We start from the raw sequence: 12281 nt of genomic DNA on the forward strand, positions 1-12281 counted from the left end.
ATATTCGAACACTTTTAGAGGTTGTTCAAAAAGTCATATTTTGAACACGATCTTATGGTGTATATTCATATAAATAATCTTGATTTATCATATCGTGATCTCGTTTCGCTGGTGGAAACATGATCTCTGCCGTACGGATCGCTTTTAGTAGCGCTTTTGCTTTATTAACTGTTTCCTCATACTCTTTCTCTGGAACAGAATCCCACACTATTCCTGCACCCGCCTGTATATAGGCTTTGCCTTTACGGAATATCAATGTGCGAATCGTGATACAAGAGTCCATATTTCCGGAGAAACCTAAGTATCCGATAGCTCCAGCATATGCCCCACGCGCTTCTTTCTCTAACTCCGCAATAATTTGCATTGCTCGGAGCTTAGGTGCTCCTGATACGGTTCCCGCAGGTAGACAAGATAGAAATGCATCGAAGAAATCTTTATCTTCATCGAGCTGACCTGTTACATTAGAGACGATATGCATCACGTGTGAGTACTTCTCGATCTCCATAAATGAATCACATTTAACGGTTCCGAATTTAGATACTCTGCCCAGGTCATTGCGTCCTAGATCGACGAGCATTAGATGTTCTGCACGTTCTTTCTCATCTGCTAGCAATTCTTCAGCTAATGCACGGTCTTCGCTTTCACTTATTCCACGAGGCCTTGTGCCTGCAATAGGTCGAGTCTCCACTCGACCTTCATTCACTTTCACAAGTGCTTCAGGCGACGTTCCTACAATGATCTCGTCATCCATTTTCAAATAATACATATAGGGTGAAGGATTTAATGTTCTAAGTACACGGTACACATGAAGAGGTGATACTTCTGTTTCTATATGAAACCGCTGGGACAATACAACCTGAAAGATGTCACCCGCACGGATATATTCTTTCGCTTGTTCGACGTTCGAAATGTATTGTTCTTTGGTCATGTTGGACTTGATGACTCCAAGTTCCACATCCTGAGGGATACTGTTACGATTCACATTTTCACGTGGACCTTGTTCTTCTAACTGCTCTGCGATATCTTCTAACTTACGACTAACAGCTTCGTATTCTCGCGCAATATCAAGATCGGTATCTCCATCCTTAACATGCACATTACCTACTAATAGAATTTGTTGCTTTACGTGATCGAACACGATAATGGAATCGCAGAACATGAACCGAATGTCATCCATATGGAGATCATCCACTGCGTGTGCTGGTAAATTCTCATAATACTGTAGTAGATCATAACCAAAGAATCCAATGGCACCACCTGTAAATGGCGGCATCTCCTCTAGCTTGGGACTACGGTAAGAACGTAATAACGCCTTAAGTTCCTCTACCGGTTTTCCCTTCATAATCTCTTCTACGCCATTCTTTTCAAGAACAATTCGCCCTTGTTTACCTGATACCATGAGGAATGGATCTGTTCCGATAAAGGAGTATCTAGCCCATTGAACCCCACCCTCTACACTTTCTAGTAGAAATGCGCGATCGCGCTGAGCATACCTTTGAAAAACACGGATCGGTGTTTCCATATCAGACAATAGACGTTTTACTACGGGAATAAGATTAAATTGACTTGATAGTGTTATTACCTGTTCTAAACTGGGGGTCATCATGACCATCCCTCCCTCATTAAATTAAACAAAAAACCTCTACAAAAGTAGAGGTTTACTGGTAATGAAGTATATGAAAGAGTCCGGTCACAAATCTCATTCTTCATCTCAAGATCATAAACCTAATATAGCTAACGCTAAAGGAATAAGATCAAGAATCAGAAGTGATTCTGTACCGAATTTAAAATACATATGGACTCTGCTCAACTATACTCATCTCAACTAAACTGTGCTCTACTCAACTAACTCAACTATACATGATTACAGTAGCCTTTGACAACCCGAAGAATGAATATATTAGTTCGATGTTGTAGAAAGATCCGGTCTTAGCTTACGTGCATCATTTAAATATACATGTTTCATTTCACGTTGACTCTTCTCCGTATTCACCTGAATCATGAACCGAATACATTGAGGTAAGCTACCCTGAACAGGTATTTCTACCGAGCACATGAGTGGAACTAAGTCCCAACCTTCTAGTTGACGAATCGCTCTAGCAGGGAACGTTGCATCCAAATCAGCGGTCATCGTAATCCATACACTACAGATATCTTCTGGCTCAATCTCATTACGAATGACAATTTCTTTAAGAAGCGTCACTGTCTCTTGTAGTATTTCCTGCTCATCATTTTGTGTAACACTTGTAGCTCCACGAATTCCGCGGTTATACATGAGTTTCTCCTCCTTCTCTGAGTTGATCAATCGTTTCACGTACAAGTTGTTCGGGTATATCCTTCACAATGCTAACAGATCCAATGGAATCTGGAATAATAAAGAGCATATGACCTTCTCTAAATTTCTTGTCGTGTTTCATTGCATCCATGATGTCGTCCGTTGATAGATGTGATGACATCGTAACAGGCAACCGTAAGGATTGAAGCATACTCACCGTTTCATCATAAATAGTAGCATCACGACCAAGTCGAACGGCTAGGCGGGCTGATCCAGCCATACCGATCGCAATGGCTTCACCATGCATATATTCACCATAACCTGCAACAGCCTCAATCGCATGTCCGATGGTATGCCCCAAATTAAGAATGGCACGCAAGTCATTTTCTCGTTCATCCTGGGATACAACATCCGCTTTGATCGCGCATCCTCGTGAAAGGCCATATTCTAAAGCTTCAGGGTCAAGTGCTAACAATTCACTCGCATGTTCTCTGCACCATCTTGCGAATTCACCATCTCGAATCAGACCGTGTTTCACCATTTCAGATAGACCTGAGGCAACATCTCGTGGAGGTAACGTCTGCAAAGTGTCTAGATCATAGAGAACCATCTCAGGTTGATGAAAGGCCCCGATCATATTCTTCGCAAGAGGATGATTCACAGCTACTTTACCACCCACGCTACTATCATGCGCAAGAATGGTCGTCGGAATCTGAACGAACTTGATTCCTCGCATATATGTAGCTGCAGCAAATCCTGCTAGATCGCCTACGACACCGCCCCCCAGTGCAATCACTGTTGAGTTGCGATCGAGTTTCCCTTCGATCGCTGTCGTCATGACTTCTTCAAGTACGGATAACGACTTAGATGACTCCCCTGCCTTGACTACTTTGGAGACTGTTTCATACCCAGCCTCCAATAATAACTTTTGTAGTAATTTTAAGTAATGTGCGGCTACATGATCATCCGTAACAATCATTAATGGGCTATTTAAAGATATCCCATGATCCTTGAAATATTGACCAATATTATTTAGAAGACCAGATCCAATATAGATAGGATACGAACGTTCACCCAAATCCACATTCACCGTTCTCATATTTAATAGTTCTCCAATTGCTCAAGATAATTGTTATAATTCGCTTTTATCTCGTCCATCGAATCTCCACCGAATTTCTCTAAGAAAGCCTTAGCTATTTCCCATGCTACGACATGTTCCATCACAACACTTGCTGCTGGAACAGCACATGCATCTGAACGCTCAACTTGAGCAGTAAATGCTTCTTTCGTATCGATATCCACACTTTGTAGTGGCTTGTATAGTGTTGGAATAGGTTTCATTACGCCGCGAACGACAACAGGCATACCATTCGTGATACCACCTTCAAATCCACCTAAACGATTGCTAGCACGATAGTACCCTTGTTCTTCGCTATATAGAATCTCATCATGTACCTGTGAACCTCTCAGAATACCTGCTTCGAATCCAATACCGATTTCTACACCTTTGAATGCATTAATAGACATTACGCCTTGAGCAATACGTGCATCTAGCTTACGATCATATTGTACATAACTACCCAGACCAATAGGAACGCCTTCAACGATACACTCCACAATCCCACCGATGGAATCTCCATCTTCCTTAATTTGATCAATGTAAGCTTCCATCTTCTTCTCCGTTTCGGCATCGACTACCCGTACAGAAGAAGCTTCCGTCTGTTCAATCAATTCATCAATGGATAAATTATGTACTGGTGCTTCAATCTCACCAATTCGGATAACTTGTCCAGCAACCTTAATTCCGAATTCAGCAAGGAATTGGCGAGCTATCGCGCCACATGCCACACGAACAGTTGTCTCTCTTGCACTAGAACGTTCGAGAACATTACGTAAATCTTTCAAATTGTACTTAAGTCCACCGTTAAGATCCGCATGTCCAGGCCGAGGGCGATGCACACGACGTTTCTCTTCATCTGTTCCTTCGATAGGCTCAATATTCATAATATTGCGCCAATGTGTCCAATCCTTATTCTCAACAACCAAAGCGATAGGTGCTCCTGTCGTATATCCGTGTCGAACGCCACCCACGATCTGAGCGGTATCTTTTTCAATTTGCATACGTCGTCCACGTCCATACCCTTTTTGGCGACGATGTAATTGGAAGTTAAGTTCTTCGAAATCCAATGTTAAATTACTTGGTAGTCCTTCAATAATAGCTGTAAGTTGGGGACCGTGAGTCTCCCCTGCAGTTAAATAGCGTAAACTCATGTTGCTTTCCCCCTTTAGACTTTCATACTGTGAATGGCTAAAACCCGATAATATCTTTGCTTATTATAGTATAGCTCTTACACTTTGACAAGAAAGGTTATATCCTTTCAACAATACATAATAAAAAAGCGCCGATCCTCATAATCACGGGATTCGGCGCTTTTGATACGAGGATGACTCAGCTATTAATCGGTTGAATCTCAAGTTCAATACTCGAATGATCATCCAAAGAATCAAGAATCAAGCGATTAAGTTGTACCTGTTCCAACCCTAAAATCTGTCCACATTCTTGAATAGTAATAAAACCACGTTGATAGGCTCTGATCACCTTACGTTTATCCATTCTTATACTAACCCCCACTTATCCATAATGTTCTATGAATAGTAGTATCGCGATGAGGAAAGGATAATATACATTTTTGAGACGATTAACCTATAACTTTTTTCGATAGAAGAATGTTTCTGTTGATTCAAGCTCATATTGTGAAGGTGAAAAGATCTGTTCTGTACTGCCAACAAACAAATATCCCCCAGGACGAAGACTATTTGCAAATTTGCGATATAACTTATTCTTCGCCTCTTCCGTAAAGTAGATCATGACGTTACGACACACAATAAGATCATAGGAAGAATCAAAGGTATCCATTAGTAGATTCTGCCTCTTAAATTGAACAGCTTTCTTCAGGGAATCATTGATATTATATTGAATACCCTCCGAAATAAAGTGTCTTGCTGCTACGTCCTTAGGCACATCCTTTAATGATCGTTCAAGGTACTGACCCGTCTGGGCCTTCTCTAAAGCACCATTATCGATATCCGTAGCCATAAGTGTGGTATTCATTAGAATTCCTTTATCAGCAAGAATCATAGCTAATGTATAAGGCTCTTCACCTGTAGAGCACGCTGCACTCCATACCTTAAGACGACCTTTATTGCTACGAAGCAGCTCAGGTATGATAGAATCCCTCAACACTTCCCAACGATTGGGATTACGCCAGAATTCTGACACATTGATGGTCATTCGATCCAGAAATTCATTAAATAAGTTCTTATCTTGCATCATGCCCTTAAAAAACAAATCAAAAGAATGATAACCATTCTTCACACGTAGAGTCGTTAATCGACGCTTCATCTGGCCTTCTTTATATTGCGAGAGATCAATCCCAGTCTCTTTTTTTATCATTTCAATAAAGTGAGCATAATCTGGATCAGTCGATGTGGTCTCTTCGCTATGATTTACTGGGAACACGAGAGATTTCATATCCATGACGAAATGGTTTTATCGTACTTCACAAGTTCATGATCTTCGAAAAAATTAGCAATCTCTCGCTTACTGCTCTCCGGAGAATCTGAACCATGAATCAGGTTTTTAGGTGTATGTGCGGCGAAATCTCCCCGAATGCTTCCTGGTTGTGCTTCATTCACATTCGTCTTCCCATTAACGACACGAGATAACGCGATGATATCATCGCCTTCCCACACCATAGCTACAACCGGACCTGATGTGATAAAATTCACTAAATTAAGAAAGAAATCTTTCCCATCATGTTCTGCATAGTGAATTTTCGCTTGATTCTCAGTCACTTGAACTACCTTACAGGCTACTAAAGTAAACCCTTTGTCCTCAAACCTTGAAATAATACGACCGATTAATCCACGTTGCACACCATCAGGTTTTACCATCAAAAAAGTACGTTCCATGTGCTCACTCTCCATTTCTAATAAATCTATCATATGCAAGTATTTCCTTACCAATATCTGTAGTTTAACAGAAAAGTAGGCCTGTCGTTAATACTTAATATGACCGTCTCGTTACAAAGTGAGCAATGTCTTTCAAATTCCGTTTTGTTTTGTAATCTGGCAGTTCACTCAAAGCATCCAAAGCCTTGTTAATATAACGTGATGCCAGTTCCTCAGCCCGTTGAATTCCTGCACTTGCTTTAACAAGCGAAATGGCCGTTGAAACATCACAATCTCCATTCAATTCATGGATTCGTGTCAGTTCATGAAGAAGGGGACCACGGATTTCTTTGTCCTGAAGAGCATAAATAACAGGCAATGTAATATTCCCTTGACGGATGTCACTTCCAGGTGGCTTACCAATCTGCTTCTCTGTTCCACAGAGGTCAAGTAGATCATCCTGTATTTGAAAAGCCATTCCAACATTATAGCCATAACGATAAAGTTGGCGACTATAGTTAGGATTGGCATCTACAGCAACGGCACCCAGCTGACAACTCACAGCGATCAATAAAGCCGTCTTACGACGAATACGTAACATATACCGTCGTACACTTTGTCCTGTATTAAAGAAATCACGGATCTGTTCCATCTCTCCAATTGACATCTCTACCATCGCTTTAGAGAGAATCTGATGAATCTCAGGATTAGGAAGTTGCGTTACGATTTCCAAGGCTTTCGCATATATGAAATCACCTGTATACATGGCGATTTTGTTATCCCATTTCGATTTAACCGTTAATTGACCACGTCGTGTGTCTGCATCATCAATTACATCATCATGAACGAGTGAAGCCATGTGAATGAGTTCTAGCGGAACTGCTACACGCATCAGCTTCTCTAGATCATATTCTCCGAATTTGCCACCCATTAACACAAAGACAGGACGGAGTCTCTTTCCTCCCGCTTTGAGGAGGTGTAGCGATGTTTCATGGATTAGATCATCACCGCTAATACTGCGATAGAGTTCCTGTTCTATATAATCCATATCCTTTTTCAATAATCCGAACATGTCTAATCTCTTCATTCTTTCACCCGTATTCGCGTATTCTCTTCCCACATTTCCATTGCCACTTCGTGCTGGATAAGTCCAAGCTCATGAGCATAGCGTAAATAAAGTTCTAATCCTTGTCGTTGTTGTTCTCCAAAGTCATAACATAAATTCTCAAAGTATGTCGTCCAATAGTCCTGTGTACCACCAATGGTGATCATCGCTTCATCCACGATTGGATTCAAATCTGACAAGCTACGGTGTTTACTTGCCTGTAGAGCTTGTACAATATCCTGAATAATCTCAGGCTTGTTCTCCGCAGCATTACGATGAACAGCCCACACGGCGAAGGTCATACTATACCCTGTCCACTCTTTCCACCATGCACTGAGATCTGTCACATAGAATCCATGATCTTCCCACGAGGCCTTGATCGCGTTATCCCCAATTAGGAGTGCAGCGTCAGCCACTTCCATCATCGTCTTAAGATCTGGTTCTATGGAGAGGTAAGTCGGATTTCCGTTCAACGCTTTGTTCATTAGTATCTTTAGTAAATTAACTGAGGTTGCAGAGGTATTCGTCACTGCAATCGTACCATTTATGATCGACTCAATAGGTTGACGCGAAAAAAGTAAAATCGATTGTACTGGTCCATCAGCACTAACAGAAAGATTAGGTAACAATAGTAATTTGTCAGAAGATAGCCCGTATGCAAACGAAGATAACGCTCCAATGTCAATACTACCATCGTTCATGCCTTTATTTAATAACGAAGGTACTGCTGTGATCAATTCTGTAGGTTCACACAACGAATCAGGATTAAAGTAATAAAAAATAGGCCACGCATTTGTATATTTAATTTTACCAATGATAGTCTTATTGTAGCCATGTGCTCCCATCATCAACCCTCCCATCTCTTAAATAAATGATGGTCGATCCGAATCGAATCAAGTACCTTACCCACAACGAAGTTTATTAGATCGTCCATTGATTGTGGTTGGAAATAAAAAGCCGGCATAGCCGGTATCATCTTTACACCAAGTCTCGAAAGCTTCAACATGTTCTCCAAATGAATCGCATGTAGAGGAGTCTCACGAGGTACTAATACTAATGGACGCCCTTCTTTTAACATAACGTCCGCAGCACGTGTCATCAAATTACTTGAAGAACCATGCGCAACAGCTGATAAGGTTCCCATCGAACAAGGAGCAATAATCATCCCTTCTACCTGAAAAGAGCCACTAGCAATCGAGGCTCCAATATCCGCTACAGGGTGATAGATACATGCTCCTGGATAACTTCCAAACTTCTCTTTCACAATACCTTCACGGTCTGTACTATTCCAACCTAATTCCTCATGAAGCACTCGCCATCCTGCATTTGAAATAACCATATGTACATCTATATTAGCCGTCAATAGTGTTTCGATGAGTCTAATTCCGTATATAGAACCACTTGCTCCAGTTATTCCAACAACCCATCTTTGTTTCTTGTTCAGTTCACTCAAGTGGTCTGCACCACCAAATCAACCAACGTAAAGACAAAAACAATAATACTTAGAACACTGTTCATCGTAAAGAAGGATAGTTGTAGCTTACTCATATCGTTAGGTGAAAGAATAAAATGTTCGTAGAATAAAATACCAAGTGAAATTAACATGCCAACGAAGTACCACCAGCTTAGTGAAGAAGTAAAGAATAGTGTGATAAACCCAATGGCTGTGATCATGTGAAACACCCGAGCAATCATTAAAGATGAATCAATCCCAAACCGAGCTGGGATAGAATACAAACCTTCTTTTTTATCAAACTCCATGTCTTGAATGGCATAAATAATATCGAAACCTGCGGTCCAGAATGAAAGTGTAATATAAAATATGATTGCGCTTAAGTCCACACTATTCGTAACGGCTACCCAACCCCCTAGTGCGGCAAGTGAAGTTGTCATTCCAAGGATAACATGACATAGCCATGTAAACCGCTTGGTGTAGGAGTAAATCACAAGCATAAATACAGCGATAGGCAATAATTTGACTGCAAGAGGAGATAACTCTATTGCTGCCCAGAATAGAAGTATAAAAGATATGATTGTAAACACAACAACCTCTATCGTCTTCAATAACCCTGCTGGGATAGCACGATTCTCCGTACGTGGATTTTTCTTATCAATCACCTGATCAATCATACGATTCAATCCGAATGCTGCACTTCGAGCACCAAACAGTGCCATCACAATCCAGCCAATCTGCGCCCAAGAAGGAAGTACCCCATGTACAGTAACCGATCCAAGTAATGCGCCCATAAATGCAAATGGAAGTGTAAATAACGTGTGTTCAATCTTGATCATTTCAAGATAAATAGCCATTTTCTTAAACATCTTATTTCTCCTTAATCCCAATATGTAATGCTGCAATACCGCCGGTTAAGGAATAAGCATCGACTTGTTGCAGTCCAACTTGCTGAAAAATCCCTGCTAGTTCGTCTCTTCCTGGGAACATAGCAAGTGAATCAGGTAACCATTTGTATTGTTCATATCTTGAAGCAAATAATTTACCTAGGCTTGGCAATACTTTTTGGAAATAGAAATAGTAGATCCCTTTGAAAGGCTGCCAAGTCGGCTTGGATAACTCTAAACAGACGACCATTCCACCTGGCTTTACCACGCGTTTCATTTCATGAAGCACCTGTACAAGATCTGGAACATTACGTAATCCGAATCCAATCGTCACATAGTCAAACCTATGATCTTCGAAAGGAAGACTCATGGCGTTTCCTTCAACTAACGTAATAATATCCTCAAGTTGATGACTCTTAATCTTCTTTCGTCCTACTTCAAGCATGCCTGGACTGAAATCTAGTCCAATGATGTCTCCTGTTCCACTAGCCTCAGCGATACTAAGTGTCCAATCACACGTGCCGCAACACAAATCAAGGGCATTCTGTCCTTGTGTCACATTCATCTTAGCCATTGTAAATTTGCGCCATGCTTTATGCCTGCGGAAGCTTAGAATATCATTCATGAGATCATATTTCGTTGCAATACTCTCGAATACAGATTGTACGAATACTTCCTTTGGCTTATCTTTGCCAACTGTATTCGTCTGATCTGCTTGTTGTTGTTGTTGTTGTTGTATGGTATTTCGTTCCATTCATATCACCCTATCCCTCTCTTAGAACTGTGCCAGAAGAATTCACAAACAGTAGAAATGGTTCTAATACTTGTCCAATACCTAAGAATCGTACATCTCCTTTTAGACTTTTAAGGAGGTGTTGAATACGATCAACAGATTCACGAAGACAATTTGTCATATGTTCCATTGGTTTATATTGATATATCATTTTTTTCCATTCAATAGGGTTTATCTCTATTTCGTTCAACGTTAGCTTGTCTACTACGCTCGCCAACTCCATCATTTTCCAATAACTGTAACCATATCTTAGAGGCTGATCCTCTTGCGTATGATTAAGTTCTTGCATGACAATCTCGCATAGAGTGATCTCATGAAGTAAAGACTTCCAAAGATCCCTTAATGACTCTTCTAACATGGGCGTAAAAGAAATAAACAGCTGCATATTCAGCTGCACTTTTTGCACCAAATATTGTTCTGCTGAGCATTCCAAGCTCTTCATTGAGCCGTACAGGTTCATCTTCATCATATTCAAATCACATATAGCTCTACTCAATAACGTGATAACTTCAATTTGCCCTCGATCGGACAACAGCTGATAGAATATGCTACTGTAATAGTCACCAGCCAGCACTTTTAATTGGCGTGAACGCATAAGGTCTTCTGCTTGACTACCTTGCTGCGTGTCAATTGTCTCATGTGTGTCGATCCCGAACTGTACCAAAGAGGTCACGAGCGCATAGAGTTCAGCCTGATCTAACGTTATATGACTAGCACTATTTAAAAAGATATATAATAACTGGACACGTGCGTCCGGGAATACTGGCAATTCCGTGTATTGTTCAATCATGTCATACTCGATATAGCCACTTGCAAGTTGGGGTATGCAGTAAGATTTCATTGTTAGCCTCCGAGCTGATAACTTTAACACTTATATGTTGTCACAATCTCGACTATTATAGCACATGTTAAATGACCACGCACTGTGGTTCTACTATCTTTTTTTGAACAATCGTCACCTATTTGAACTGATTCAGCCATAGCTTCATTTCAGTCACACGGAAAGTTTGTTTCAAATGATCTGATAGAGGTGCCTCAGCATGATTTCGTAGTTCATTGGTGACCTCTTCACTCCACGCTTGCCGACTCACATCTGCAGCCAACAGCAAATGACTTGTATTTACCCATTTATCTTCCGCAATAATCCTCAACATCAGTCGATTCACATTGGGCGTATTCTCAAAACTGAACGAAATGGCTTCAGCCATATTTTTATAAATATCTGTAATCGTACTTTCTGATGTGACTACTTTCATATCCAACGACAACGTTGATGTCTTCCAATCCACATGACTGATAGGTAGCGTAAACGGCACTGTACTGAGGGTGTCTACCAGATTATCATTACTAAGTGTCGTACTTGCATGAGGATTAAACACGGATATAACTCCTTTCTTTTGCGCAATTAAGGTTTGGAATGAGAATAATTTCGGTAAGAATATCACGGCCCCTATACACAGTAACATTGTGCATCCCATAAGAATCCATCGATTCATCAAATGTTCCCCTCTCACCGTTTCTATTAAACTCCATACCTCATTGTACAATTAAAAAAAGCAGGCTATGCCTGCTTTTTAACTCTCGCTCTCAACTTTTCCATGTTTAGTTAGAACTTCTGCCTTACCACGAATCTTTACAGCTGAGGTATGACTTGTGAATTGGGCAATAAGCACTTCGCCTTTATCCAATTTCTCGGTATGGTGAAACTTAGTATCCTGCCCACGAGTAAGCCCTATCACCTGTACACCATTTTCTTTTGCTTTTACAACGATATAGTCATCATCTTTATTGTTCTCCACGAGTGGTATCCCTCCCAT

The 12281-nt window shown here is 40.8% G+C and carries 15 protein-coding genes; all 15 read right to left on the reverse strand.

Annotated elements, in window-relative coordinates:
- Window positions 1-52: 52 nt before the first annotated feature.
- Window positions 53-1606: an anthranilate synthase component I gene (gene trpE, locus BW961_RS00625; protein WP_068590203.1), complete on the reverse strand. Its 1554-nt coding sequence runs from the start codon at window positions 1604-1606 to the stop codon at window positions 53-55.
- Between the two features lie 294 nt (window positions 1607-1900).
- Window positions 1901-2275, reverse strand: a complete 375-nt coding sequence (gene aroH / locus BW961_RS00630; RefSeq protein ID WP_068590200.1) for a chorismate mutase — start codon at window positions 2273-2275, stop codon at window positions 1901-1903.
- Window positions 2268-3374: a 3-dehydroquinate synthase gene (gene aroB, locus BW961_RS00635; protein WP_068590196.1), complete on the reverse strand. Its 1107-nt coding sequence runs from the start codon at window positions 3372-3374 to the stop codon at window positions 2268-2270. The genes aroH and aroB overlap by 8 nt, the downstream gene beginning before the upstream one ends.
- 2 nt (window positions 3375-3376) lie before the next feature.
- On the reverse strand, window positions 3377-4546 hold the full coding sequence (gene aroC, locus BW961_RS00640; RefSeq protein WP_068590195.1) for a chorismate synthase: 1170 nt from the start codon (window positions 4544-4546) through the stop codon (window positions 3377-3379).
- A 178-nt stretch (window positions 4547-4724) separates the two neighbouring features.
- A complete protein-coding gene (locus tag BW961_RS30235) occupies window positions 4725-4889 on the reverse strand; it encodes a hypothetical protein (protein WP_169810339.1) in 165 nt (54 codons plus the stop codon).
- Window positions 4890-4979: 90 nt separating this feature from the next.
- Window positions 4980-5813: a CheR family methyltransferase gene (locus BW961_RS00645; RefSeq protein ID WP_068590193.1), complete on the reverse strand. Its 834-nt coding sequence runs from the start codon at window positions 5811-5813 to the stop codon at window positions 4980-4982.
- Window positions 5804-6247 carry a nucleoside-diphosphate kinase gene (gene ndk, locus BW961_RS00650; RefSeq protein WP_068590585.1) on the reverse strand — a complete coding sequence of 148 codons (444 nt, stop codon included), beginning with the start codon at window positions 6245-6247 and terminating at the stop codon, window positions 5804-5806. Before ndk ends, BW961_RS00645 begins: the two co-directional genes overlap by 10 nt.
- A gap of 94 nt (window positions 6248-6341) precedes the next feature.
- Window positions 6342-7313 carry a polyprenyl synthetase family protein gene (locus BW961_RS00655; RefSeq protein WP_068590191.1) on the reverse strand — a complete coding sequence of 324 codons (972 nt, stop codon included), beginning with the start codon at window positions 7311-7313 and terminating at the stop codon, window positions 6342-6344.
- The gene (locus BW961_RS00660) at window positions 7310-8176 is read right to left on the reverse strand and encodes a menaquinone biosynthesis protein (RefSeq protein ID WP_068590189.1); all 867 of its coding nucleotides are present in this window, start codon (window positions 8174-8176) and stop codon (window positions 7310-7312) included. Before BW961_RS00660 ends, BW961_RS00655 begins: the two co-directional genes overlap by 4 nt.
- Window positions 8177-8178: 2 nt before the next feature.
- Window positions 8179-8784 carry a UbiX family flavin prenyltransferase gene (locus tag BW961_RS00665; RefSeq protein ID WP_068590187.1) on the reverse strand — a complete coding sequence of 202 codons (606 nt, stop codon included), beginning with the start codon at window positions 8782-8784 and terminating at the stop codon, window positions 8179-8181.
- Window positions 8781-9653: a UbiA-like polyprenyltransferase gene (locus tag BW961_RS00670; protein ID WP_068590185.1), complete on the reverse strand. Its 873-nt coding sequence runs from the start codon at window positions 9651-9653 to the stop codon at window positions 8781-8783. Before BW961_RS00670 ends, BW961_RS00665 begins: the two co-directional genes overlap by 4 nt.
- A gap of 1 nt (window position 9654) precedes the next feature.
- A complete protein-coding gene (locus BW961_RS00675; RefSeq protein WP_082867626.1) occupies window positions 9655-10425 on the reverse strand; it encodes a demethylmenaquinone methyltransferase in 771 nt (256 codons plus the stop codon).
- Window positions 10426-10435: 10 nt separating this feature from the next.
- The gene (locus BW961_RS00680; protein ID WP_068590183.1) at window positions 10436-11305 is read right to left on the reverse strand and encodes a heptaprenyl diphosphate synthase component 1; all 870 of its coding nucleotides are present in this window, start codon (window positions 11303-11305) and stop codon (window positions 10436-10438) included.
- A gap of 118 nt (window positions 11306-11423) precedes the next feature.
- The gene (locus BW961_RS00685; RefSeq protein ID WP_068590181.1) at window positions 11424-11960 is read right to left on the reverse strand and encodes a hypothetical protein; all 537 of its coding nucleotides are present in this window, start codon (window positions 11958-11960) and stop codon (window positions 11424-11426) included.
- Window positions 11961-12038: 78 nt separating this feature from the next.
- A complete protein-coding gene (gene mtrB, locus BW961_RS00690; RefSeq protein ID WP_068530390.1) occupies window positions 12039-12263 on the reverse strand; it encodes a trp RNA-binding attenuation protein MtrB in 225 nt (74 codons plus the stop codon).
- Window positions 12264-12281: the final 18 nt, after the last annotated feature.

The sequence above is a fragment of the Paenibacillus macquariensis genome, from assembly GCF_900156375.1.
GTDB lineage: Bacteria > Bacillota > Bacilli > Paenibacillales > Paenibacillaceae > Paenibacillus_AQ > Paenibacillus_AQ macquariensis.